The organism is Achromobacter sp. 2789STDY5608615, from assembly GCF_001298995.1.
In the GTDB taxonomy this organism is placed as follows: domain Bacteria; phylum Pseudomonadota; class Gammaproteobacteria; order Burkholderiales; family Burkholderiaceae_B; genus Achromobacter; species Achromobacter insuavis.
Map to the genome: position 1 here is coordinate 3,313 of NZ_CYTY01000061.1, position 24,375 is coordinate 27,687.

Genomic DNA, 24,375 nt, shown 5'->3' on the forward strand with positions numbered 1-24,375 from the left:
CGACGGGTGTCTGCGCCGGCGCCGGGTCGGGCGGCAGGTGGGCGTGGTCGCGCACCGCGCGCCACAGGCTGTCGCGGTCGGCGTCGCGCTGCGCGCGCAGGTCGGTCTCGCGTTCCTGCGGACCGAGCAGCGCCAGGTTGTTGCGCCATTCGATGTCGCGGCCCTGCCACCAGCCTTCCAGGGTGGGCAGGTCGTGGGTGGTGGTCATCGCGGCGGCCTGGACCGGCCAGGCCTCGGGCGCCTTGAATGCCGCCGCGCCGCGCGCCGCGGGCGGCTCGCGCATGAACCACAGCACATCCATGCCCAGCAGGCCATGGTCGTGCAGGGCCTCGTCGAAGCCCTCCGGCACCGTGCCGAGGTTCTCGCCGATGACCAGCGCGTGATGGCGCCAGGCCTCCAGCGCCGCCAGCCGCAGCAGAGTGCGCAGCGGATAGCGCAGGTAGGCGCCGTCACCGGCCGGCGCGCCGTCGGGCACCAGCCACAGGCGCGCCAGGCCCAGGATGTGGTCGATGCGCAGCCCGCCCGCCTGGGCGAGGCTGGCGCGCAGCAGCGCGATGAACGCGGCGTAGCCGGTTTCGCGCAGCGCTTGCGGCGACAGCGCGGTCAGGCCCCAGGCCTGGCCCAGCGGGTTGTGGATGTCGGGCGGCGCGCCGACGCTGGCGCGCCGCATCAGCTCGGCCTGGTGACTCCAGGCATGGCTGCCGGCGGGGCTGGCGCCGATCGCCAGGTCGGCGATCAGGCCCACGCGCATGCCGGCCTGGCGCGCTGCCTGCTGCGCCTGCGCCAGGCTGGCGCCCGCCAGCCATTGGGCGAACACGTGAAAGTCGAGCGCCTCGCCGTGCGCCTGCGCGAAAGCGCGCGCCGCTTGCGAGCGCGGATCGCGCAGGCCGGCCGGCCACTCGGTCCAGCTGCCCGGCGCGGCGGGCTGCCGCGCCAGGTGCTCATGCAGCGCCTCGAACAGGGCGTGATCGCGCAGATCCTGGCCGCCGGCGTCGCGGAAGGCCTGCAGGGCCTGGCGCTGGCGCGAGTTGGCGGCATGGTCGAAATCGCGATGCAACTGGCGCAGCAGCCGCTGGCGCGCGCGCGCGGCCTGCGGCCAGTCGATCAGGTCCTGCGCCTCCAGCGTCTGCAGCGTCTGCTGTGCCTGGGAGCCGAGTTGCGCCAGCGCCGCGCGCACGGCATCGTCGCCCAGCACGGCGGCGGGGTCGGCGTACAGCGTGTTCAGGAATAGCCGGCTGGAGGGCGAGTAGGGACTGTACTGCGCCGGATCGGCGGCGAACATGGCATGCACCGGGCTGATCGCCAGCGCGTCCGCGCCCGCCGCGCCGGCGCTCGCGGCCAGATCGCGCAACGCGCCGAAATCGCCGAAACCGTGGGTGGCGTGGACCAGGTCGGGCGCGGGCCGCCGCAGGCTGTAGACCTGCGTGGCCAAGCCCCAGGCGCGCGCATCGGGCTGGCCCAGCAACTGCGCCAGGGTGGGCGCGCGCGGCGGCGCCACCGCCAGCGTCGTGGTGCCGGCCGCCAACGCCAGCGTGTAGTAGCCGGGCGCCGCGGGCACGGGCAGTTCCGGCAGGCCGGAAGCGCCGGCGACGGCGCGGCCGGCCAACTGCGCCGATTGCGGGGCCGTGATTTCGTAGCGGCCGGCGCAGGCGGCCGGCAGCCGCAGCGTGGTCCCGGCGACGGCCACCAGCATGGCCGGCAGGCGGGCTTCGCTGTGGGCGGCGGCCAGCCGCGCGCGGCTGTCGTGGATGTCGGCCTCGCTGTCGGCCGGCAGATCCATGGCGCGCAGCAGGGCCCGCAGCGTGTCGGGGGCCACCGTGCAGGCCTGGTGGCGGGCATCGGTCCAATGCTCGGCCAGGCCGGCGGCCACGGCCAGTTCCGACAGCGTGGCGCTCATGGGGCGTACTCCAGCAAGTAGACCGCGCTGTCGCCGCACAGGCTGCCCGCGCGCAGCGAATCGAAGGCGCCGGGCAGCGATTCGAACAACAGGTCGGCGAAATCGCCGCGCGGCGCCAGGGCCGCGGGCAAGGGCTCGCGCGCGCCGCCCAGGTTGGCGTAGAGCGTCAGCACCGCGCCATCGTTCAACCGCCAGCGCGCCTGCGCGGCATGCGCGCCCAGCGCCAGGGCGCCCAGGCTTTGCGCGCCGCGCAGGCGCGGCGCCAGCAGTTGCCGGCGCAGGTGCAGCAGGGCGCGGTAATAGGCGCGCCATTGCCCGGCCGCGTCGGCGTGGCCGGCGTCCCAGGGGTGGCTGCGCAGGAAGGTCTCGGCCGCGTCCGGGTCGGGCGGGTCCGCGGCGCCGCCGGCCCCGGCAAAGTCGGCGAAGTCGGCGAATTCGCGTTGCCGCCCCGCGCGCACGGCCTGCGCCAGCGCCGGGTCGGCGTGGCTGGTGAAGTACAGGAAGGGCGCCTGGCTGCCGCTTTCCTCGCCCATGAAGATCAGCGGCACCTGCGGCGCCAGCAGTTGCAGCGCGACCGCCGCGCGCAGCCGGTCGGCCGTGGGCGCCAGGCGCGTCAGGCGTTCGCCGTGGGCGCGGTTGCCGGTCTGGTCGTGGTTCTGCAGGAACAGCACGAAGGCGCTGGGCGGCAGGTGGGCGCTGGGTTCGCCGCGGGGTCGGCCGCCGCGATGGGCGGACGGTTGACCCTGGTACAGCCAGCCTTGCTCCAGGCAATGGGCCAGCGCCTGCGCGGGTTGCCGCGCATAGTCGGCGTAATACCCATGGGATTCGCCGGTCAGCAGGTGATGCAGCACGTGGTGGAGGTCGTCGTTCCATTGGGCGTCGTAGCCGGCCTGCAGCAGCGAGGCGCGGTTGTCGTCGTTTTCCAGCACCAGGTGCACGTGGCGGCCGGGCAATTGACCGCGCACGTGCCGCGCCAGTTCCTCCAGCCATTCGTGGCCGACAATGGCATGCGCCGCATCCAGCCGCAGGCCGTCGAAACGGTATTCGCCGAGCCAGTGCAGCGCGTTTTCCTCGAAATATCGGCGCACGGCGGCCTGGCGAAAGTCGATGGCCGCGCCCCACGGCGTCTGCACGTCGTCGCGGAAGAACGGCGCGGCATAGCGCGGCAGGTAATTGCCGTCGGGCCCGAAGTGGTTGTAGACCACGTCCAGCATGACGCCCATGCCCAGGCCGTGGGCCGCGTCGATCAGGCCTTTCAGTTCGTCGGGCGAGCCATAGGCCGTGTCCGGCGCATACGGCAGCACGCCGTCATAGCCCCAGTTGCGCGGGCCGGGGAAGTCGGCCAGCGGCATCAGTTCCAGCAGCGTGACGCCCAGGTCGGCCAGCGCCGGCAGGCGCCCGCGCAGGCCGGCGTAGCCGCCCGCCAGGCCGACGTGGACTTCGTACAGCACCGTCTCTTCCCACGGCCGGCCGCGCCAGCCGGGGTGTTGCCAGGGATAGGCGTCGGCGCCGGTGACGATGCTGGCGTCGTGGACGTCGCCGTCCTGCAGGCGCGCGGCCGGGTCGGGCACCGTGAGGCCGTCGCCCAGGCGGTAGCGGTAGCGCGTGCCGGGGCCGCAATCGACATCCGCCTGCGCGTAGCCCTGCGCGTCCGGGTGCAGCGCGATCGGCGCGCGTCCCTCGATCAGCAGCGCCAGCCCGGGCGACGCCGACGGCGCCCACAGGCGAAAGCGCGTGCGGCCGTCGGGCAGCGGCAGGGCGCCGAAGGTGTAGGGTTCGGGCCAGGCGGTCATGGCGTTTGTCCGGCGATGTGGGTGGCGCTGAGCAGCACCAGGCTGTGGCCCTGGACCGCCGCCTCGTTCGCGCCGACCGGCGCCGCCGCGACCGGCGCGGAGGTGTCCAGCTCGCGGATCCAGGCCAGCGCCGGCTGCGGCAGGATGAACGTCACCGCCTCGGCGCCGGGGTTGAGCAGCAGCAGCGTCACGTCGGCGCTGCCATCGTCGCGCAGGGCCGCGCGGCGCAGCGCCATGGCCTTCTGGGCGCCGTCCTCCCAGGAGGCGGCTTCGATGGGCAGGCCGTCGGGATTGAACCAGCCGATGGCGGCCACGCCGGGACAGATTTCGCGGGCGGCGTCGCCGTAGCGCGCCGCCCGCAGGGCGGGGTGGCCGCGCCGCAGGGCCAGCGCGCGCGCCACCCCCTGGCTGAGCGCCCGGCCATCGTCGCTTTGCGCCTGGGTCCAGTCCAGCCAGGACAGCGGGTTGTCCTGGCAATAGGCGTTGTTGTTGCCGTCCTGGCTGTTGCCGAATTCGTCGCCGGCCAGCAGCATCGGCGTGCCGTCGGACAGGCACAGCGTCACCAGCAGCGCCTGCTGCACGCGCGCGCGGCGTTGCAGGATCGCGTCGTCTTCGGTGGGGCCTTCGGCGCCCCAGTTGCTGCTGTAGTTTTCCGAATGGCCGTCGTCGCCGTTCTCGCCGTTGGCTTCGTTGTGGCGGCCGTCGTAGCTGACGACATCGCGCGCGGTGAAGCCGTCGTGCGAGGTCACGAAATTGACGCTGGCCCAGGGGCGGCGGTGGCGCCGGTCGAACACGTCGCGCGAGCCGGTCAGCCGCGCCGCCATGTCGCCGCGCTGGCCTTCGTTGCCGCGCCAGTAGCGCCGCACCGTGTCGCGGTAGCGGTCGTTCCATTCCGCCAGGCCGGGCGGGTGGTTGCCCAGCTGGTAGCCGTCGGGGCCGATGTCCCACGGTTCGGAGATGAGCTTGGCATGCGCCAGTTCCGGGTCCTGCAGCAGCGCGTCGAAGAAGCCCGAACCGGGGTCGAAGCCGGTGCCTTCGCGGCCCAGGGTCACGCCCAGGTCGAAGCGGAAGCCGTCCACGCCATAGGAGCGCGTCCAATGGCGCAGCGAGTCGGTCACCATCTGCAGCACGCGCGGGTGCGACAGGTTGACTGTGTTGCCGCACCCGGTGTCGTTGATGTAGTGGCGTTCCTCGCCCGGCACCAAGCGGTAGTAGCTGGCGTTGTCCAGCCCGCGCCAGGACAGCGTCGGCCCCAGTTCGTTGCCTTCGCAGGTGTGGTTGTAGACCACGTCCAGGATCACTTCCAGGCCGCCCGCGTGCAGGCGGCGGATGGCCTGGCGCAGATCGTTGGGACCGTGCTGCAGGTAAGACGGCTCGGGCGCGAAGAACGCCAGCGTGTTGTAGCCCCAGTAGTTGCGCAGCCCGCGTTCGAGCAGGAAGCGGTCCTGCAGGAACGCATGCACCGGCAGCAGTTCCACCGCCGTGACTCCCAGGCGTTGCAGGTGCTCGATGAAGCGCGGGTCGGCCAGCGCCGCGCTGGTGCCGCGCAGCGGCTGGCGCAGGTCTTCGCGCTGCATCGAAACGCCGCGCAGGTGGACTTCGTAGATCACGCTGTCACACCAGTCGGTGGCGGGCCGTTTGCTGCCGCTCCGGTCGAACGGCAGGTCGTCCACCACCACCGCCTTGGGCATGGCGGGCGCGCTGTCGCGGCGGTCCATCGACAGGTCGGCGCGGGCGTGGTTCAGGCGATAGCCGAACAGCGCGTCGCTCCAGTTGACCGGGCCGGTCAGCTGGCGCGCGTAAGGGTCGAGCAGCAGTTTGTGCGGGTTGAAGCGATGGCCGTTGCGCGGATCGTAGGGACCATGGGCCCGCAGGCCGTAGACCAGGCCGGGCTGCGCGTCGGGCAGGTAGCCGTGCCAGATCTCGTCGGTGCATTCGGGCAGGTCGAAGCGGCGCAGTTCCTTGCGGCCGCGGGCGTCGAACAGGCAGACTTCGATGCGGGTGGCGTGGGCCGAGAACACCGCGAAGTTCACGCCCAGGCCGTCGCTGACGGCGCCCAGTGGATAGGGCTGGCCGGCGGTCATGCGGGTCAGGAGGGAGGGATCCATGGTCAGTCGCCTTGATGCGTGAAGTAGAGGGTGGAAAGCGCCGGCAACGTCAGTTCCAGCGATTGCATGTGGCCATGGGCGGCCGCGGCATGGGTGCGCGCCAGGCCCAGGTTGCCGCTGTCGGCGCCGCCATAGCCGCCGGCGTCGGTGTTGAGGACTTCGGCCCAGCGCCCGGCCAGCGGCACGCCGACGCGATAGCCCGTGCGCGTGACCGGCGTGAAGTTGCTGATCGCCAGCAGCTGCGAGACGCCGTCGGTGCGCAGGAAAGCCACCACGCTGTTGTCGGCGTCGTCCAGCACCACCCAGGCAAAGCCGGCCGGATCGGCGTCGCGCGCGTGCAGCGCGGGCTGCGCGCGGTAGAGCCGGTTCAGGTCGCCCACCAGGCGCTGCATGCCCTTGCGCGCCGGGTCGTCCAGCTGGTTCCAGTCCAGCGGCGTATCGTGATTCCATTCGGCGGCCTGGGCGATCTCGCCACCCATGAACAGCAGCTTCTTGCCGGGATGCGCCCACATGTAGCCCAGGTAGGCGCGCAGGGCGGCGAAGCGGGCGGCGGCGTCGCCCTGCATCTTGCGCAGCAGCGAGCCCTTGCCATGCACCACCTCGTCGTGCGAGAGCGGCAGGACGTAGCGTTCGGCATAGGCGTAGACCATGCTGAAGGTGAGGCCGGCGTGGTGGTATTTGCGATGCACCGGATCTTCCGCCAGGTAGCGCAGCGTGTCGTGCATCCAGCCCATGTTCCACTTGTAGTGAAAGCCCAGGCCGCCGTCCGCCACCGCGGCGGTGACGCCGGGCCAGGCGGTCGATTCCTCGGCGATCATCATGGCGTCGGGCACCTCGTCGCGCACCGTCTGGTTCAATACGCGCAGGAAATCGACCGCCTCCAGGTTCTCGCGTCCGCCATGGCGATTGGGGATCCATTCGCCGGGCTGGCGGCTGTAGTCGCGGTACAGCATCGAGGCCACCGCGTCCACGCGCAGGCCGTCGACGTGAAAGCGTTGCAGCCAGTGCAGCGCGCTGGCGACCATGAATGCCCGCACTTCGGTGCGCCCCAGGTTGTAGACCTGGGTGTGCCAGTCGGGGTGATAGCCCTCGCGCGGGTCGTCGTATTCGTACAGCGCCGTGCCGTCAAAGCGCGCCAGGCCGTGCGGGTCGTCGGGGAAGTGGGCCGGCACCCAGTCCAGGATGACGCCCACGCCGGCGGCATGGCAGCGGTCGACGAAATGCGCGAACCCCGCCGGCGTGCCCAGGCGCGCGCTGGGCGCGAACAGGCCCAGCGGCTGGTAGCCCCACGAGCCGCCGAAGGGATGCTCCATGATGGGCATCAGCTCGACGTGGGTGAATCCCATCGACGCGGCGTAGGCCGGCAGCTTGTCGGCCAACAGGCGCCAGGGGCAGCCCTGGCCGTCGGGCGCCAGCCAGGAGCCGGCATGGACCTCGTAGATGGCGATCGGCGCATTCGGCAGGTGGCGGCCGCCGCGTCCCTGCATCCAGTCGCCGTCGGTCCACGGATAGGGCGCCGGATCGTCCACCACCGACGCGGTGGCCGGCGGCAGCTCGGCGCGGCGGGCGTGCGGATCGGCCCGCAGGCGGATCGCGCCGGTCGCATCGGTGACGGCGAACTTGTAGCGCTCGCCGGCCGCGACGTCGGGGATGAACAATTCCCACACCCCGGCCTCGTGCCGCCGGCGCATGCCGTGCCGGCGCGCATCCCAGCTGTTGAAGTCGCCGACCACGGCCACGCGCCGGGCGTTGGGCGCCCAGACCGCGCAGCGCAGTCCGGCCACGCCGTCGACGCTGGCCAGTTGCGCGCCCAGCCAGTCGCGCGCGGCGCGCCAGTCGCCCGCGGCCAGGGCGGCCAGCGCCGGGGCCGGCAGCAGGGGGCCGAAGGCGTAGGGATCGGCGCAGCGTTGGCGCGCCTGCGGCCACGCGATCTCCAGTTGGTACGAATCCGGCGCGCCGGCGCGGGCGGGGCCGGCCGGGCCGGTGAAGAGGCCGTCGCCGTCGTCGCGCAGCGGGATGCGCACGCCCTCGGCGCCGACCATCTCGACCGCGCGCGCGCCGGGCAGCAGCGCGCGCAAGCAGCCTTCGTGCGGCCCCAGCACGGCGAAGGGATCGCCATGGGCGCCGGCGAGCAGCGCGGTGCGCTGCGCCGGGTCGAGGGCGGGCGTGGCGGCGGCGGGGCGCGGGGCGGACGCCGCGGCGCGCGGGGTTGCGGGACGGCGGGTCATGGCGTGGCGTCCTCGGCGTCGAGCGCCGCGTTCTGCAGCAGGGTGTGCGCCAGGCCGGCCAGGGCGCAGAGCGGGATGGAGATCCAGTCGGGCCGATGGCCTGCCTCGTAAGCGATTTCGTAGGCGGCCTTTTCCAATTGCGCCAGTTGCAGCAGCGTGCGCCAGGCCGCGGACGGAGGCGGGCCGGCCTCCTCGTAGCCTTGCAGGAAGGCCTCGGTGGCGCGGGCGCGAAAACGCGCCAGCAGCGTGTCGCGCAACTGCGCCGGCGAATTGGCGGCGGCGCTGTCCGCCGGCGCCGCGTTGGCGTCCAGCGGCGCGCCGCCCAGCGGGTCCAGGCGCGCCACCGCCGCCGCCGCGTAGTCGAACGAGCGCAGCATGCCCGCCACGTCGCGGGCCGGGCACGCCAGTTGGCGGCGCAATGGCAGGGGGTGGTCGGGTTCGCCCTCGAAGTCGATCAGGTAGGCGTCGGTCTGCGCCACCAGCACCTGGCCCAGGTGCAGGTCGCCATGCACGCGGATGAGAGGGGTGCCGGTCAACGCCTGCGCCATGCGCTCGACCCGCGCCGCCAGCCGGTCATGGTGTTCGGACAGCCATTGGGCGCAGGCGCGCGAAGGCTCCTCCAGCGCGTCGGCGTGCTGGCGCAGCGCCCGGGCGGCGCGGTCGAGCTGCGCCGTGACGTGCGCGGCGAGGGCGTCGGCCGCCTCCGGGGTGGCCACCGCGGGCGTGAATGCCGGATCGTCGGCGGGCTGCGACAGGGTCTGGTGCAACTGCGCCAGGCGCCGGCCGATGGTGGTGGCCATGGTGGCATAGCCCTCCAGGCTAGCCTCGAATTCCTCGGGGCTGTCACCGCCGAGCAAGGCGGTGGCCAGCGTGCGTTTCAGGTAGTCCAGCGTCCAGGTCCAGGCATCGCCTTCGTTGGCGACATAGGCATACACGACCGCCAGCGTGCACGGCACGCCCTCGGCGTCGACCCGTTGCACTTCGCCCAGCAGCGCGGGGATGTTGGCGTAGCCCGCGCGGGTCAGGTGGCGGGTCATTTCCACTTCGGCCGACAGCCCGGGGTGGGCGCTGCGCAGCAGTTTCAGGATGGCCTGCCCGGCCACCACCACGGAACTGTTGGACTGCTCGCCGCTGATCCATTGCAGCGCCGGCGCCTCGCCCAGGTCCAGCCCGTCCAGCCCGGGTTCGGCCAGGCAGCGGATCACGCCCGGCCGCTCGCCCGGCTTGCCGCCCTGGCGGCCGTCCCACTCGCGGCCGGCGCGCAGGGCGTCCAGCACGCCGAGCACGAAGCCGGGCTGCAGGAAGGCGTCGGCGAGGATGCCGACTTCGGGGCCGCGCCGGACCCGCGCGATCGGATACTGGATCTCGGCGCTCTCGTCCCACACCAGCGCGAACGGGATCTGCACCCGCAGGCCGGGTTCGCCGTCGGCCGGCTCGGCCTCGCCCCAGTAGTATTCCGTGCCGTCGGCGCCGAACGGCGTGGCGTACGCCAGCCGCACGCGCGGCAGCGCCGTGGCGCCGGGAAACCAGCGCTGGCGCGCCAGGTATTCGGGCAGCACTTCGGTCTCCAGCGCCTGGCGCGAGGCATCCGTCAGGACCGCGTCGGCGCGGCCGCGCAGCACCAGGGTGATCAACTCCGGCATGCGTTGCGGCGCGCTGGCGTGCCAGCCCGGCGGCGCCGCGTCGGCGCTCAGGTCCATCCAGTAAAAGCCGTAGGGCGGCAGCGTCAGCAGGTAGGGCAGCTCGCCGATGGCCGGAAACGGCGTGCCGCCCAGCATTTCCACCGGCACCCGGCCCTTGAAGGCCTGCAGCGCCAGTTCGACCGGCTGCGCGGCATTGGACAGGTTGGCCACGCACAGGATGGTGGTGTCGCGCCATTGACGCAGATAGGCCAGGATCTTGCGGTTGCCGGCCTGGATGAAGCGCAGGGCGCCGCGGCCGAAGGCGTGGCTCTGGCGGCGTTGCGCCAGCATGCGGCGGGTCCAGTTCAGCAGCGAGTGCGGGTCGCGTTGCTGGGCCTCGACGTTGACGGCCTCGTAGCCGTACAGCGGCCCCATCAGCACCGGCAGCGGCAGCCGCTCGGGGTCGGCGCGCGAGAAGCCGCCATTGCGGTCGGGCGACCACTGCATCGGCGTGCGCACGCCGTCGCGGTCGCCCAGGTGCACGTTGTCGCCCATGCCCAGTTCGTCGCCGTAGTAAAGCACCGGCGTGCCCGGCGTGGACAGCAGCAGGCTGTTCATCAATTCGACGCGGCGCCGGTCGCGTTCCAGCAGCGGCGCCAGCCGGCGGCGGATGCCCAGGTTGATGCGCGCGCGCGGATCGGCCGCATAGACGCTCCACAGGTAGTCGCGTTCGCGGCTGGTGACCATCTCCAGCGTCAGTTCGTCGTGGTTGCGCAGGAAGATGGCCCACTGGCAGGTGGCGGGGATGTCCGGCGTCTGGCGGATGATGTCGGTGATGGGAAAGCGGTCTTCCTGCGCGATGGCCATGTACATGCGCGGCATCAGCGGGAAGTGGAACGACATGTGGCATTCGTCGCCGCTGCCGAAATACTCCTGCGCGTCCTCGGGCCACTGGTTGGCCTCGGCCAGCAGCAGGCGTCCGGGATACTCGGCGTCGATGACGGCGCGGATGCGCTTGAGCACCTGATGGGTCTCGGGCAGGTTCTCGTTGTTGGTGCCCTCGCGCTCGACCAGGTACGGCACCGCATCCAGCCGCAGGCCGTCCACGCCCATGTCGAGCCAGTGCCGCATGACCGACAGCACTTCCTTGAGCACTTGCGGGTTGTCGTAGTTCAGGTCGGGCTGGTGCGAATAGAAGCGGTGCCAGAAATAGGCGTTGGCCACCGGATCCCAGGTCCAGTTGGACTTCTCGGTATCGCAGAAGATGACGCGGGTGCCGGCGTAGGCCTTGTCGTTGTCCGACCAGACGTAGAAGTTGCGCGCGGCCGAGCCGGGGCGCGCGGCGCGCGCCCGCTGGAACCACGGATGCTGGTCGGAGGTATGGTTCACCACCAGCTCGGTGATCACGCGCAGGCCGCGCGCATGGGCGGCGCGGATCAGCTTGCGCACGTCGGCCACGGTGCCGTAGTCGGGATGCACGCCGCGGTAGTCGGCGATGTCGTAGCCGTCGTCGCGCCGGGGCGACGGATAGAACGGCAGCAGCCAGATCGTGTCCACGCCCAGGTTGGCGATGTAGTCCAGTTTGGAGATCAGTCCGGGCAGGTCGCCGACGCCGTCGTCGTTGGAATCGAAGAACGACTTCACGTGCAGTTGGTAGATGACCGCGTCCTTGTACCAAAGGCCGTCGTCCTGGGGCTGGGTTTCACTGATCATGGTCTTGCCTTCCCGGCGGCGTCAGCCATGACGCGACAGCCGCCAGATGCGATAGGGTTGATCGGGGGACAGCGCCACCGCGCGGGCGTCGTGCCAGGTGTCGCGCCGGTCCGCCAGCAGGTCCTCCGCGACCAGGCTGTCGGGCCAGGGCGCGCCGAACAGCGCGAAGGGCGGCTCGACGCGCGCGGTCTGGGGATGGAACGGGTCCAGGCTGATGGCCGCCAGGATCACGTTGCCGTTGCCGGGCGTGGCGCGGGCGAAAGCGATGACGCGCTCGTTGCCGCTGGCCGCCAGCGTCAGGCCGTGGTGGCTCTGCAGGGCAGGGTTGGCGCGGCGCAGCTGGTTCAGGCGGGCAATCTCGGCGCGGATGTTGCCGGGCTGGCGCCAGTCGCGTTGGCGCAGTTCGTATTTCTCCGAATCCAGGTATTCCTCCTTGCCCGGCACCGGCGCGGCCTCGCACAGTTCGAAGCCGCTGTACACGCCCCACAGGCCCGAGCCGAGCGCGGCCAGCGCGGCGCGGATCAGGAAGCCGCCGCGGCCGCTGGTCTGCAGGAACGCGGGGTTGATGTCCGGCGTGTTGACGAAGAAGTGCGGCCGGAAGAAATCGGCGGCCGGCGGCTGCGAGACCTCCTGCAGATAGGCTTGCAGCTCGGCCTTGTCGTTGCGCCAGGTGAAGTAGGTGTACGACTGCGTGAAGCCCACTTTCGCCAGCCGGTACATCATCTTGGGACGGGTGAAGGCCTCGGACAGGAACAGCACGTCCGGGTGGCGCGCGTGCACCTCGGCGATCAGCCATTGCCAGAACGGCAGCGGCTTGGTGTGCGGATTGTCGACCCGGAAGGTGCGCACGCCGTGCCCGGCCCAGAACAACACGATGTCGCGCAGCGCGCGCCACAGGCCGAGTTTGCGGGCGCGGCGCGGCGGCGGGCCGTAGAACGCCACGTTGACGATGTCCTGATATTTCTTGGGCGGATTCTCGGCATAACGCAACGAGCCGTCCGGACGCCACGAGAACCAGTCCGGATGGCGGGCCAGCCAGGGATGGTCGGGCGAGCACTGGATGGCGAAGTCCAGCGCCATTTCCAGGCCGTGGTCGCGGGCGGCCCGCACCAGCCGCAGGAAATCCGCCAGGGTGCCCAGGCGCGGCTCGATGGCGTCGTGGCCGCCGTCCGGCGAGCCGATGGCGTAGGGGCTGCCGACGTCGTCGGGACCGGCCTGCAGGCTGTTGTTGCGGCCTTTGCGGTTGGCCAGGCCGATGGGGTGGACCGGCGGCAGGTAGAGCACGTCGAATCCCATCTCGCGGATGTCGGGCAGGCGCGCGATGACGTCGTCGAAAGTGCCGTGGCGGCCCGGTTCGGCCGCCTGCGAGCGCGGAAACAGTTCGTACCAGGCGGCGTGGGTGGCCTGCGGCCGGTCGACCCACAGCGGGTAGGGCGCCGACACGGATTGGAACGGCCGGCCGTCGTGGGCGCGCATGGCCTGCGCCAGCGCGGGGCTGAGCAGCATCCCGATCAGCGCGGCATCGGGTTCGGCGTCGACTTCGGGCGCCGCGCAGGCGCGCAGGGCGCGCTTGATGAGGCCGGCGCCGGGGCCAGACGCGGCATCCTGGCCGGCGCGCTGGTCGGCTTCGCGCAGCAGTTGCAGGCCTTCCTGGCGCTCCAGCCGCAGGCTCACGCCGGCCGCGTGCTTGACTTCGAACTCATGCCGGAACGTCTCCCAGCCGTCATGCCAGGCGGTCACCTGGAACGTGTGCGGGCCGATGCGGGCGGGACGGAAGGCCGCCTCCCAGCGGTCGTTGCCGGTCAGCGTCAGGGGCACGCTGCGCCAGGCTGCTTCGTCGTCGGCGCGCCAGCGCAATTCGGCCGCCAGGCGGTCGTGGCCGTCCATCAGGATGTCGGCGCCCACGCGCACCTGCTCGTGCACGCGGCACTTGACCGGATGCGCGCCGCCATCGACGGCGGGCGAGACCTGTTCGATGGCCACGCGGGCCGCGGCGCCGCCTTCGCCGCGCAGCCCGGCCGCCACGCGCGGCGCGGCGCAGACCGGCGCGCCGGCGGCGACCTCATAGCGGACGCAGGCGGCCGCCGCCAGGACACCGTCCGACGCCGCGCCGTCGGCGGGTTCGAGGGAGCCGGCCGGCAGCAGGCGCGCGGCGACATCCCAGTCGATCCTTGCGGGAGTGCTGTCAGCGGGATTGAGCGCCAGCAGCGCGGCGCCGGCGGCCAGCTCGCGCGCCATCAGCGTGGCGGCGCCGTCACGGCCGACGACGATGGCCGGCGGGCCGGCCGCGCGCGCTGCCTGCAGCCAGGCGTTGATGCCGGCGGCGCCGGCGCCACGGTCGGCGTCACCGGCCAGCCAGCCCGCGCCGCTCAGCGCGGCGCTCCAACCGCGGCGCGCATCGGCGGCCCGTCCGCCGGTGGGCGGGGCGTCATCCGCGCCATCGCCGTCGAGCGCGCAAGCGGGGGCGATCACCGGGGCCACGGCGCGCAGGCGTTCCAGTTCCTCGGCCAGCCAGGCGGCGCGGAAGTCCCACCAGGGCAGCGACGAGAATACGCCGTCGAAGCCGGCGTCGCGCAGGCGGGCCAGCGCCGCCGGCGCCAGGCCCGGCGTCCACGCCAGGCAGCACAGCGCGCCATTGGCCTGGCGCGACGGCGCGAACAGGGCGCGCCAGGCCCGCGCGTCGAGCGCGGGCGGCGGCGGCACCACGTAGCCGGCCACGCCGGCCCGGGTCCAGCGCAGCAGGCGCGCCGCCCAGGCGGCCATGAAGCCCGCGGGCGGATCGTCGCGCAATTGCCGCACGCCATGCTCGCTCAGCGGCAGGCGGGGGTCGCGCGCCGGATCGTCGGGCGGCTCGCGGTACCAGGCGGCGGGCGCGGTGTCATCGCGCGCGTCGCGCGCCACCCGCTGCAACTCCAGCCGCAGCAGCAACGCCAGGCCATGTCGCGCGGCGCTGTCCGCCTCGCGCGCCAGCCGCGCCGACAGCGGCTCGACGCCGCCTTCGGGCGTCGGCGCGTGGTCGGCGTCGATCGGCGCCAGGGTTCGCGCGCCGGCCGGGCATAGCCAGGGCGCCGGAATCAGCACGGCATTGAAGCCTTCCTGGCGCACGCCGGCCAGCAGCGCCTCGCGCGCTGTGTGGCTGCCGGGCAGGCCGGACCGCGCGTAATAGATGCGAGGCGCGTTGCCGAACGTCGGAGGCGTCGCCATGGCTCGGCCCCTACACCGGCGCGCCGGCCGTCAGGGATGACGTCCGCTGCGCCCGGCCGGCGCGGGGCGCAGCCGCCTCGGGCTGCGGCTGGGCTTCGGCGGTGACGGGCGCAGCCCGGGTTAGGGAGCGGAACAGCTCCAGGTATTGCGTGACCGCGGGGCGCCAACTGAAATCCGCGGTCATGGCATTGCGCTGCATGGCGCGCCACAAGGTCGGATGTGCGTGCAACTGGACCGCGCGGTCGATGGCCGCGAGCATGTCCTCGGGCGCGCAGCCGTCGAACAGGACGCCGGTGGCGCGGGCCATGGCGGTCAGCGGCTGACGCGGGCCTGGGTCGTCGATCGTGTCCGCCATGCCGCCCACCCGTGAGCCGATCGGCAAGGTGCCGTAGCGCATGGCGTACAGCGGCGTCAGGCCGAACGGCTCGAAGCGGCTGCCGTGCAACAGGACGTCGCCGCCGGCGTGCAGGCGGTGGGCGCCGGCCTCGTCGTAGCCGATGCGCACGGCGCAGCGCCGCGGATAGCGTGGACCCAGCTCGCGCAGCGCGGACTCCAGGTGCCGTTCGCCCTGACCCAGCACCGCCACCTGCAATGCCGGATGCGCATCCAGCGCGCGCGGCAGGGCCTGCGCCGCGACGTCGGCCATCTTCTGGCCGGTCAGCCGGCTGCACAGGATCAGCAGCAGCGCCTGCGGGTCTTCGCGCAGGCCGTACTCGTGCTGCGCGGCGGCTTTGCACAGGCGCTTGTTGGCCAGGTCCGCGGCGCTGTAGCGCAGCGGTCCCAGGTGCGGGTCGCGCGTCGGGTTCCAGAGATGGGTGTCGATGCCGTTGGGAATGGCCAGCAGCTCCGCCGCGCGCGTCTGCAGCGTGGCTTCCAGTCCGCAGCCGAACTCGGGTGTCAGGATTTCCCGCGCATAGCGGTGGCTGACGGTCGTGATGCGGTCGGCATAGCGGATGCCCGCCTTCATGAAATTGAGCCGGCCCCAGGCCAACGCGCCCGCTTCGCCGCAGAAGGGCGGCGGCAGGCCCAGTCGCGCCGCGTCCTCGACGGGCGCATGGCCCTGGAAGGCGAGATTGTGGATAGTAAGCACGCTCTTGACGTCCTCGATCCCGGCGGCCCGCAGCAGCAGCGGCGTCAGCGCCGCGTGCCAGTCATGGGCGTGCACCACGTCGGGGCGCGGGAGGCCCGGCAGGCCCTGCGCCACGCGCACGGCGGCATGCGACAGGGCGGCATAGCGCAGGGCGTTGTCGACATGCTCCTGGCCGTTGTCGTCCAGATACAGATGGGCGCGGTCATACAGGGCGTCGTTTTCCAGCAGCAGGAACGACAGGCCCGATTGCGGGCAGATGCCCGCCAGCAGCCGGGCGTCGCCGCCGGGCAAGCCGGGCAGGTGGGCGACCAGGCGGGCGTCGGGCAGGCGCCGCGCGACGCCGCGATAGGCGGGCAGCAGCAGCGTCGGCGGGGTGTGCGCCTGGGCCAGCGCGCGCGCCATGCCGGTGATGGCGTCGCCCAGCCCCCCGGTCTTGGCCAGGGGGAACGCTTCGGCCGCCACGATGAGAATTTCTGTTGGCACCATGCTTGCTCCGGAGTCGGCGGAAGGCCACGGGAACGGGCCCGCTCCGCAAGACCTCGTTCCAAGCAAGTGCCATGCCCGGCGTCGAGCGCTTGGCGACGGGGACGGTACGCGCGGCGCGGCCGTCGTTGTTGCCGCTTTTTGTAATGAAGGGTCTGGCCGGCTAACCCGGCTGCGGATTGCGCTTGCGCCAGGTGAGACGCGCTTCGACCACGGCGAACGCCAACAGGGCCAGACTCAGCGGCGCCAGCGCGTACAGGGCGCGGTAGCCCAGCGCCGCGCCCAGCACTTCGGCCGCCGGCAGGCGCGAGGACAGGGCGGCCACGAATATCGCCTCGGTGGTGCCCAGGCCGCCCGGCACCCGCGTGATGACTGCCGCGAAGCTGGTGCACAGCAGGATGCCCAGCACCATCGGGTAGCCCACCTTGCCTTGCAGCAACACATACATGATGGCGCCCATCAGCATCCATGACAGCGCCGCCGTCACGCTCTGCAATACCGCCAGGCGACCGCGCGGCAACGCCACGCGTTGCCCCATCCACGTCACCGCGCGGCGGCTGGCGCGCACGCAGATCCAGACATACATCGCGGTCGCGGCCAGCAAGCCCAGGCCGACCAGGCGCAGCACCCCCGCGCCGATTTCCCAGCCCGGCGGCGCCGCCAGCGCGCCGCTGGCGAACACCACGCCCGCCACCCAGCCGTAACCGATCCAGTTCGACAGCGCCGAGAACAGCGCCACCCGCGTGGCGACGGCCTTGCGGCAGCCCAGCCGGGTGTACAGGCGCAGGCGCACGCCCAGCCCGCCCAGCAGCACGCCCAGGTTCAGATTCAACGCATAGCTCAGCATGGCCACGCCCAGGACCCGGGGCCAGGGCAGGGTGTGGCTGGTGTAGCGCCGGGCCAGCAGGTCCAGGCAGGCGTAGGCCAGATAAGCGGGCAGCACCAGCGCCGCGGCCAGCAGCACCGCGGCGCGCGGAATGCGGCGCACCGCCTGCCACACCTGGGGCCAGTCGACCGAACTGCCGAAATACGCCAGCAGGCCCGCCGCCAGCGCCAGCACGACCCACGGCAGCCATCGCTTGACGCGGGGCCAGCGGCGGCGGGCGGCGCGCATCAGGCGCGAACGGTACAGGCTCACAGCGCCTCGCCCTCGCGCTGCCCGACCTCGTCCAGGGTGCGCAGGCGCGGCTTGTGCGCCGGCAAGGCCCCGGCCCAGGCGGGAAAGCGGCGCAGGAAATGGAACACCACCACGCCGACCCAGAAGCGCCGCAGGCGCCGCCGCGAGCCGGGCTGCATGCGCACTGCCTTGCAGTCGTCGGCAATCAGGCGCTCCAGGCTGGCGCGCAGGTCGGCGTTCAGCGCGGCGTCGCGGGCGACCACGTTCGCTTCCAGGTTCAGGGCCAGGCTGAGCGGGTCCAGATTGCTCGAGCCGACGGTGGACCAATCGGTGTCGACGCAGGCCACCTTGGCGTGCAGCGGGCGCTTGCAGTACTCGAAGATCTCGACGCCGGCGTCGATCAGGTAGTCGTACAGCATGCTGGCGGCCAGTTGCGCCACCAGCATGTCGGGCTCGCCTTGCAGCAGCAGGCGCACCCGCACGCCGCGGCGCGCGGCCTGGGCCAGGTCGTGCAGCAGGCGGTAGCCGGGAAAGAAATAGGCGTTGGCGATCAGCACGTCCTGGCGCGCCGCGCGCAGCCCGGCTCGGTAATGACGCTCGATGTCGGTGCGGTGGCCCTGGTTGTCGCGCACCACCAGCCGGCCGCCGCCGTCGCCGGCCGGTACCGGTTCCAGGCGCGCGGGCCAGCGGCGGCGGCCGCGCCGGGGCCCGAGGGCCGCGCGGGCGTAGTCGGCCATGTCGGCGGCCAGCGGACCCTCCACCCGCACGGCATAGTCCTGCTTGGCCTGCGGGCCGTAGTCCCGCAGGTGGTCGGCCGAAAAGTTGATGCCGCCGATGAATGCGCAGGCGCCGTCCACCGCGACGATCTTGCGGTGCATGCGACGAAACAGGTTGGTGCGCACGCCGAACAGCCGCGGGCGCGGGTCGAACAGGTGCACGCGCACGCCGGCGCCGGTCAGCGCCGCCAGGAATGCCTCGGGCAACTGGTCCGAGCCATAGCCATCGGCCAGCAGGTCGACGCTGACGCCGCGTTGCGACGCGGCGATCAGGGCCTGTTGCAGCGCGCGGCCGACCACATCGTCGAACAGGATGAAGGTTTCGACCAGGATCTCGCGCGTGGCGCCGTCGATGGCGCCACGCACCGCGGGGAAATAGGCTTCGCCGTTTTCCAGCAGCGTGTAGCGGTTGCCGCTGCGCCAACCCAGGGCAATGTCCGTCATAGCGCGATCTCCGCCGCGATCGGCACGTGGTCGGACAGGCGCGACCACACTCGCGAGGCCAGCGGCACGGGGCGCCAGTCGCGCACGTTGCGCACGTAGATGTGGTCCAGGCGCAGCAGCGGCCAGCGCGCCGGGAACGTGCGGGCCGGCCGCCCCAGGCGCGAGGTGAAGACTTCCTGCACCCGGCAGTCGCGCATCAGCCGGTCGGCCTTCAGGCGCCAGTCGTTGAAATCGCCGGCGATGAGCAAAGCGTCGGCGGCCGGCACCTCGCGCGCCACCAGGCGGCACAGGCTGGCGATCTGTTGGCGGCGATGGCGCTCCAGCAGGCCCAGGTGCACGCAGATCGCGTGCACCGCGCGCGCGCCGCCGGGCAGTCGCAACACACAATGCAGCAGGCCGCGGCTTTCGTGGTCGCCGACGCTGACGTCATGATTCTCGAAGCGCGCGATCGGATAGCGCGACAGGACGGCGTTGCCGTGGTGGCCCGCCGGGTAGACCGCGTTGCGGCCATAGGCGAAATCGCGCCACAGCGTGTCGGCCAGGAACTCGTATTGCGATTGCGTCGGCCAGCGGCCCGCATGGCGCGCGGCCATGCCCTGGTGCTCGCCCACCACCTCTTGCAGGAACACCAGGTCCGGCGCCGCCGAGCGCAACGCTTCGCGCAGGTCGTGCGGCATGAAGCGGCGGTTGAAGCTGGTGTAGCCCTTGTGGGTATTGACGGTCAGCACCGTCAAGGTGGTGGCTTCGGGAACGGACATGGCGGCTCCAGGCGGGGAATCCCTGCCCCGAGCAAGTCCCGTGCCGGGCGCCAGGCGGCGGGCATGCCGCTTGCTGGAATGCGGCTCCATCCGGAATGGAAGCCGACAGCGCTTCCTTCCCGCTCCAGGAGTCGGCAATGACACAGAAGATTTTGCAGAATCGGCAGGCGGGCGCCGCCGCGGGTCCGCGCCCGGCCGACGCGCCCTCCGCCCCGAGACCGGCTGTCCCGCCGGATCAGTCGCCGGCCGAATCGCCGGACGTCGCGCCGCCCGCGCGGCGGGACCCGGACCGCCCCGAGCGCAGTCCGCCGGACAGCCTGCCCAACCCCATGCCGGACGTCGATCCGCAGCAGACACCGGGCATCGACCGGCTTGGCCCTGCCGCGGCCATCCCGCGCCTGCGCGAAACGCGCGCGCCAGCCTCTCGGCCGCGTGCTTCGGGCTTTTAGGAACCCTATTCATGGATATGTACTCGCCCGCCACGCTTCCTCTCGCCCCGCGCGCGCCGCGGTCGCGGCAAACGTCCAAGGGCGCGCGCGGTCCCGCGCGCCCGGTCCGCGCCCTCCCTCCCTTGAACGGGTTTTCCCATGGCATCCCGGCATCGTTGGCGGCGCGCGTCGAAGCGCGCCTGGCGCAGGCGCGGCGGCAGGCGTGGATGGCGCGCCTGTGGTCGGGCGATGCATCGCTCTGGACCGGCGCGGACGAGAACCGCTGGCTCGGCTGGCTGCGGCCGGGGGCGGCGCCAGGCAGCATGGGCCGGCTGGCGTCCGCCTGCCGCCGGCTGTGCGTGGCGGGCTTCTCGGATGCCGTATTGCTGGGCATGGGCGGCGCGACATTGGGCGCCGAAGCGCTGGCCCGCATTCTCGGCGTGGCCGGCGGCGGCCTGCGGCTGCGCGTGCTCGATTCCACCGACCCGGCGCAGATTCTCGCGCTCCAGGCGCAATTGGATCTGACGCGCACGCTGTTCGTGGTCGCCAGCAAGTCCGGCGCCACGCTGGAGTCGGGCATGCTGGCGGCCTATTTCCACCAGCGCGTGGTGGACCTGCTCGGGCGCCAGGAGGCCGGCCGGCGCTTTGTCGCCATTACCGATCCCGGCACGCCGCTGCAGGCGCGCGCGCAGCGCGAGGGCTATGCCGCGGTGTTCGAGGGCAATCCCGCGGTCGGGGGACGCAGTTCGGTGCTGTCGCCGTTCGGCCTGGTGGCGGCGGCACTGCTGGGCCACGATCCGGCCAGCCTGGCGCGCGCGGCCCAGCCCATGCGGCGCGCTTGCGCGCGTCATGCCGCGGCGCATCGCAATCCCGGGCTGGTGCTGGGCCTGCTGCTGGGAGAAGCGGCGCTGGCCGGACGCGACAAGGTCACGCTGCTGGCCGATCCCGGGCTGCGGGCGCTGGGCGGCTGGCTCGAGCAATTGCTGGCCGAATCGACCGGCAAGCAGGGCAAGGGCCTGGTGCCGATCGCGGATGAACCCCTGGCCGCACCCTCGCGGTATGGCCCCGACCGGCTGTTCGTGCACCTGGCCAGCACCGCCGCGCCCGACGCCGGGCTGGCCGCGCGCGCGCGCGAGCTGGCGGCGGCCGGTTTCCCGGTGCTGGTCTGCCGCTGCGGCCCGGGGCTGGCCGTGGCGCAGGAATTCTTCCGTTGGGAAGTAGCCACCGCGATCGCCGCCGCGGTGCTGGGCGTCAATCCGTTCGATCAGCCCGACGTGGAGGCCAGCAAGGCGCGCACGCGCGCCCTGTCGGTGGCCGCGGGGCCCGCGGCGGTGGCCGGGGGCGGCGAGCTGTTGCGGGTGGAGGGGGCGCTGGCCTTCCATGGCGAGCCCGCTTCGTCCCCGTCGGCGGCGGCGTTGCTGGCGGCCCATCTGGCGCATGCGGCGCGGGCGGGCGACTACGTGGCCCTGCTGGCCTACCTGCCGCGCGATGCGGCGTGTGAAAGCTGGCTGGCTGGCGCGCGCGGCGACATCATGCGCGCCACCGGCGTGGCCACCCAGGGCGGATTCGGGCCGCGCTATCTGCACTCGTGCGGCCAGCTGCACAAGGGCGGCCGGGCCGGCGGGCGGTTCCTCTTCATCACGGCGCAGGCGCCGGGCGAGCTGGTGGCGCCCGGCCATGCGGCGGACTTCGGCGCCACGCAGCGCGCACAGGCGTTCGGCGACATGGAAGAGCTGAGGGCGCGAGGCCGCCGTTGCCTGCGCGTCCACATCAGCGGCGACCTGCACGCGGGCCTGGCGCAACTGGGGGACCTGCTGCGCCAGGCGCTGGCGCCAGGCGTTGCCGGCCATCCTGGCCGGGCGCGCCATGCCGCGGCGGCCATGCCCCTGTCGGGCGCGGCCAGGGTTCCACATCGGAGGTAGTCCATCATGAAGACCGTAACCATCATCGCCACCGCTCTCCTCGTCAACGCGCTGGCCGCGGCCAGCGGCTGGGCCCAGTCGCGGCCGCCGGACGGCGCGGCCATGCCGGCGCCGAGCGCCACGCCGGGCAATGCCGCTCCCGCGACCCTGCCCAAGCCCGGTTCGACCACGCCGTCCAGGCCCGGCGAACTGCGGGCCCCGCCGCGCAACCCGTCGGCGGCGCAACCGGGCAAGGCCGGGCCGGCACCCGCGCAGAAGACGCCTCCCCCGCAGGGCGAACCCCGCCCCGCCAAGGAAAAGCGGCCGTCCGAACGCCTGGGCGGCGAGGGCGGCACGGACAGCCGCGGAGCGCCGCGCAGCCAGGGCGGCACCGGTTCGACCGGCCAGGGCGGCATGCCCGGCTCGGGCGCCTCGGCCGGCTCCGGCGGGGGCGCCGACACGCGTTAATGGCGCGGCGGCGGCCGGACCACGTGCAGCGTGCGCTCCGGCAGCGCCAGCGCGATGCCGGCGGCTTGCAGGTCGCGCATCACGCCCAGGTAGATGGCCTGCTGCAGGTCCATGAACTGGTTGTAGTCCGCGCTCATCACGTAATAGACCGCCTCGAACTCCAGCGCGCTCTCGGCCAGCCGGGCCAGGTGCGCGCGGTCGAAGCGGGTATCCGGCTGCCGCTCGATCTGGGCGCGGATGATGGCGGGCACCGCCGCCACCTGCTCGACCGGCGTGCGATAGGTGACGCGGATGGAGAACACGATACGGCGCTGCTGCATGCGTTTGTAGTTCTGGATGGTCTGCTTGAGCAGTTCCGTGTTGGAACAGACGATCTGCTCGCCGCCCAGGCTGCGGATGCGCGTGGTCTTGAGGCCGACGTGTTCGATGCTGCCGGCGACCTGGCCGAACACGATGAAATCGCCGGCCTCGAAGGGCTTGTCCAGGCCGATCGAGATGGAGGCGAACAGATCGCTCAGGATGGTCTGCACCGCCAGCGCCACCGCGACACCGCCGATTCCCAGGCTGGCGACCAGCGCGGTGATGTTGACGCCGACATTGTCCAGCATCGCCAGCAGCACGATGACCCAGACCAGCGCGCGCAACAGGAACGACAGCAGCGTGGCCGTGATGGAGCCGGCGCGCCCGCGCGCCGCCACCGCCTCGCTCAGGCCCGCCTCGATGCCGCGGTCGAGCCACAGCGCCAGTTGCAACGCGATCAGCACGAACCAGAGATGGCCCGCGCCGAAACCGCTGCCCGGCAGCGGCGCGCCGACCACGTCGACCGCGATCAGCAGCGAGGCCAATGCCAGGATCAGCCAGCTCGTGCGCAACAGCACCCGCGAAGCCGCGCCGGCCACGCCGTGTCCGGAGGGTTGCGCCAGCCGGTCGAGCCGCGCGCGCGCCAACCGCAAGGCAAGCTTGAGGGCGACAAACAGCGCCGCGCCCGCCACGAGGGCGGCGAGCCACAGCGCAACGGGATGTTCGGCGGGCACGAAGGGGCGGGAAAGCCAGGAAGAAAGCACGGCGCCTCCGGATGCGGGCAATTGCGCAAAGCAGCAATTGCCATGCCGGCCGGGCGCGGCGCGTACCTGACGGCCCGGGCGATGCGCTTCAGGCGGCCAGGCGCATGGCCAGGTTGAACATCACCAGCAGCGCGGTGCCCAGCGCCCAGAGCAGCAACCCCAGCAACAGCCCCAGGGACAGCAGCCGGCGCGGCGCGGGCGCGGCAGCCGGGGGCAGGGAAGGCGCGCCCAATGCAGGGTCGACGAGGGGCGAAGGCGCGGCCGTTTCGGGTGTGATCATGGCAGGTCCTGTCAATCGAAGGCCCACCCCAGGGTCAGGGGGGCGGATTCCAGACCGACGCCTGCCGGTATTGCTCGGCACGCGCCAACGTCCGATAGAAATCGGCGCCGGCGCCGATCAGCATCTCCATGTCTCCGGCGGAGAGCTTGCCCTGCAGGTCCACCAGGCACCTGGCGTAGTCGGAGAGCACCTCCGGCCAGTCGTTCAGATGCCTGTCGGAAACGGGGGTCGCCAACATGCGCGCCAGAAGCTCATCGCGGTCCATATGCTAGCCATATCCGTCGCGATCACTGCTTTTCCGTACTTTGTTTGAGTGACTTGGCCATTTGCAGGTGTTGCTGCAAGGTGGGCAGCGTCTGGATGGCGAACTGCCTGATGTCCGGGTCCTTGACCTCGTTGGAGGCCTTCTCGAACAGTTCGACGGCCTGCTCGTGCGCGCCGACGCCGATCTCGTCGGCATACGCCTTGTCGAAGCCGTCATCGCGCAGCCCCAGGGCCTGCAAGCGCGCCTTCTGCATCACGGACGGGCCGGTGGGCGCGTCATAGCCTTTGTGCTTGGCCAAGGCGGCCAGTTCCTGGCCGGCCTTGCCGTGGTCCTCGATCATCTTCTGCGCGAAGCGCTTGACCTCGGGGCTGCGCGCCTTGTCCAGCGCCAGCCGGCTACCCTCGACTTCCAGGTGGCCCGCCTGCGCCGCGTTTTCCAGGAAGTCGCGGTCGCCACTGTCCAGCCGCGTTTCCGCCTGGGCCGAAGGCGCGGCTTGCGCCAGCGCGGCCTGCGGCCCGCCCAGCGCGAACAACAGCAGGGCTATCGGGGTGAGAAGGCGGATTTTCATGGCGTACTCCCGTGGGATTGCGTGCGCGGCGCATCGGGGGGATGGCCGTTGAGAAACAGCAGTAGCAATCCATGTTCCCGCCGACCGCAACGGGTCCGCGCGGCCACCGCCTCGGCAACCGCGCGGTCCGTGCCGAGGCGGGCGGTACTTTTTACCGATTTGCAGGGG

General features: G+C 72.3%; 17 protein-coding genes. 3 read left to right on the forward strand and 14 right to left on the reverse strand.

The genetic code is table 11. The features are described from left to right. The 10 genes from malQ to AOZ49_RS29575 form a co-directional block, all read right to left on the reverse strand. Nucleotides 1-1,897 (reverse strand): 4-alpha-glucanotransferase (gene malQ, locus AOZ49_RS29530; RefSeq protein ID WP_082380637.1); only part of this gene is annotated, 1,897 nt, incomplete at its 3' end. Then, on the reverse strand, nt 1,894-3,690 hold the full coding sequence (gene treZ, locus AOZ49_RS29535; RefSeq protein WP_054479431.1) for a malto-oligosyltrehalose trehalohydrolase: 1,797 nt from the start codon (nt 3,688-3,690) through the stop codon (nt 1,894-1,896). The genes treZ and malQ, both read right to left, overlap by 4 nt. After that, nucleotides 3,687-5,798, reverse strand: a complete 2,112-nt coding sequence (gene glgX, locus AOZ49_RS29540; RefSeq protein WP_054479433.1) for a glycogen debranching protein GlgX — start codon at nt 5,796-5,798, stop codon at nt 3,687-3,689. Before glgX ends, treZ begins: the two co-directional genes overlap by 4 nt. A 2-nt stretch (nt 5,799-5,800) precedes the next feature. Further along, nucleotides 5,801-8,026: a 1,4-alpha-glucan branching protein GlgB gene (gene glgB, locus AOZ49_RS29545; protein WP_082380638.1), complete on the reverse strand. Its 2,226-nt coding sequence runs from the start codon at nt 8,024-8,026 to the stop codon at nt 5,801-5,803. Further along, nucleotides 8,023-11,361 carry a maltose alpha-D-glucosyltransferase gene (treS, locus tag AOZ49_RS29550; protein WP_054479435.1) on the reverse strand — a complete coding sequence of 1,113 codons (3,339 nt, stop codon included), beginning with the start codon at nt 11,359-11,361 and terminating at the stop codon, nt 8,023-8,025. The genes glgB and treS overlap by 4 nt, the downstream gene beginning before the upstream one ends. Before the next feature lie 21 nt (nt 11,362-11,382). Continuing rightward, nucleotides 11,383-14,565 (reverse strand): maltotransferase domain-containing protein, encoded by a 3,183-nt coding sequence (locus AOZ49_RS29555; RefSeq protein ID WP_054431843.1) that lies wholly within the window; start codon nt 14,563-14,565, stop codon nt 11,383-11,385. A 10-nt stretch (nt 14,566-14,575) separates the two neighbouring features. Continuing rightward, complete coding sequence (glgA, locus tag AOZ49_RS29560) at nt 14,576-16,141, reverse strand: glycogen synthase GlgA (protein WP_054479438.1); 1,566 nt, start codon at nt 16,139-16,141, stop codon at nt 14,576-14,578. 160 nt (nt 16,142-16,301) lie between these two features. Then, on the reverse strand, nt 16,302-17,276 hold the full coding sequence (locus AOZ49_RS29565) for a lysylphosphatidylglycerol synthase transmembrane domain-containing protein (protein ID WP_082380639.1): 975 nt from the start codon (nt 17,274-17,276) through the stop codon (nt 16,302-16,304). After that, the gene (clsB, locus tag AOZ49_RS29570; RefSeq protein ID WP_082380640.1) at nt 17,273-18,475 is read right to left on the reverse strand and encodes a cardiolipin synthase ClsB; all 1,203 of its coding nucleotides are present in this window, start codon (nt 18,473-18,475) and stop codon (nt 17,273-17,275) included. Before clsB ends, AOZ49_RS29565 begins: the two co-directional genes overlap by 4 nt. Continuing rightward, nucleotides 18,472-19,233, reverse strand: a complete 762-nt coding sequence (locus AOZ49_RS29575; protein ID WP_054479440.1) for an endonuclease/exonuclease/phosphatase family protein — start codon at nt 19,231-19,233, stop codon at nt 18,472-18,474. Before AOZ49_RS29575 ends, clsB begins: the two co-directional genes overlap by 4 nt. A 137-nt stretch (nt 19,234-19,370) precedes the next feature. Here AOZ49_RS29575 and AOZ49_RS29580 point away from each other — a divergent pair, with 137 nt between their 5' ends. From AOZ49_RS29580 to AOZ49_RS29590, 3 genes are all read left to right on the forward strand, one after another. Next, entirely contained in the window at nt 19,371-19,682 is a 312-nt protein-coding gene (locus AOZ49_RS29580) for a superantigen-like protein SSL4 (protein WP_054479450.1), read from the forward strand. 122 nt (nt 19,683-19,804) lie between these two features. Further along, complete coding sequence (locus AOZ49_RS29585; protein WP_197286800.1) at nt 19,805-21,583, forward strand: hypothetical protein; 1,779 nt, start codon at nt 19,805-19,807, stop codon at nt 21,581-21,583. 6 nt (nt 21,584-21,589) lie between these two features. Then, complete coding sequence (locus AOZ49_RS29590) at nt 21,590-22,030, forward strand: hypothetical protein (protein WP_054479442.1); 441 nt, start codon at nt 21,590-21,592, stop codon at nt 22,028-22,030. On the opposite strand, the gene AOZ49_RS29595 is transcribed toward AOZ49_RS29590, so the two are convergent. The 4 genes from AOZ49_RS29595 to AOZ49_RS29605 all read right to left on the reverse strand — a co-directional run bounded on the left by AOZ49_RS29595 (nt 22,027) and on the right by AOZ49_RS29605 (nt 24,207). After that, complete coding sequence (locus AOZ49_RS29595; protein ID WP_054431838.1) at nt 22,027-23,094, reverse strand: mechanosensitive ion channel family protein; 1,068 nt, start codon at nt 23,092-23,094, stop codon at nt 22,027-22,029. The genes AOZ49_RS29590 and AOZ49_RS29595 overlap by 4 nt on opposite strands. Before the next feature lie 88 nt (nt 23,095-23,182). Then, nucleotides 23,183-23,374 carry a hypothetical protein gene (locus tag AOZ49_RS32775; protein ID WP_054486714.1) on the reverse strand — a complete coding sequence of 64 codons (192 nt, stop codon included), beginning with the start codon at nt 23,372-23,374 and terminating at the stop codon, nt 23,183-23,185. Nucleotides 23,375-23,408: 34 nt separating this feature from the next. Beyond that, nucleotides 23,409-23,639: a hypothetical protein gene (locus AOZ49_RS29600; RefSeq protein ID WP_054431837.1), complete on the reverse strand. Its 231-nt coding sequence runs from the start codon at nt 23,637-23,639 to the stop codon at nt 23,409-23,411. A 22-nt stretch (nt 23,640-23,661) separates the two neighbouring features. Then, entirely contained in the window at nt 23,662-24,207 is a 546-nt protein-coding gene (locus AOZ49_RS29605; RefSeq protein WP_054431836.1) for a DUF4142 domain-containing protein, read from the reverse strand. Nucleotides 24,208-24,375: the final 168 nt, after the last annotated feature.

What these genes read in the sequence shown, in the direction of transcription:
- treZ (WP_054479431.1), bottom strand. Translation starts at nt 3,690, where the DNA reads ATGACCGCCTGGCCCGAACCCTACACCTTCGGCGCCCTGCCGCTGCCC.
- glgX (WP_054479433.1), bottom strand. Translation starts at nt 5,798, where the DNA reads ATGGATCCCTCCCTCCTGACCCGCATGACCGCCGGCCAGCCCTATCCA.
- glgB (WP_082380638.1), bottom strand. Translation starts at nt 8,026, where the DNA reads ATGACCCGCCGTCCCGCAACCCCGCGCGCCGCGGCGTCCGCCCCGCGC.
- treS (WP_054479435.1), bottom strand. Translation starts at nt 11,361, where the DNA reads ATGATCAGTGAAACCCAGCCCCAGGACGACGGCCTTTGGTACAAGGAC.
- AOZ49_RS29555 (WP_054431843.1), bottom strand. Translation starts at nt 14,565, where the DNA reads ATGGCGACGCCTCCGACGTTCGGCAACGCGCCTCGCATCTATTACGCG.
- glgA (WP_054479438.1), bottom strand. Translation starts at nt 16,141, where the DNA reads ATGGTGCCAACAGAAATTCTCATCGTGGCGGCCGAAGCGTTCCCCCTG.
- clsB (WP_082380640.1), bottom strand. Translation starts at nt 18,475, where the DNA reads ATGACGGACATTGCCCTGGGTTGGCGCAGCGGCAACCGCTACACGCTG.
- AOZ49_RS29575 (WP_054479440.1), bottom strand. Translation starts at nt 19,233, where the DNA reads ATGTCCGTTCCCGAAGCCACCACCTTGACGGTGCTGACCGTCAATACC.
- AOZ49_RS29580 (WP_054479450.1), top strand. Translation starts at nt 19,371, where the DNA reads ATGACACAGAAGATTTTGCAGAATCGGCAGGCGGGCGCCGCCGCGGGT.
- AOZ49_RS29590 (WP_054479442.1), top strand. Translation starts at nt 21,590, where the DNA reads ATGAAGACCGTAACCATCATCGCCACCGCTCTCCTCGTCAACGCGCTG.
- AOZ49_RS32775 (WP_054486714.1), bottom strand. Translation starts at nt 23,374, where the DNA reads ATGATCACACCCGAAACGGCCGCGCCTTCGCCCCTCGTCGACCCTGCA.
- AOZ49_RS29600 (WP_054431837.1), bottom strand. Translation starts at nt 23,639, where the DNA reads ATGGACCGCGATGAGCTTCTGGCGCGCATGTTGGCGACCCCCGTTTCC.
- AOZ49_RS29605 (WP_054431836.1), bottom strand. Translation starts at nt 24,207, where the DNA reads ATGAAAATCCGCCTTCTCACCCCGATAGCCCTGCTGTTGTTCGCGCTG.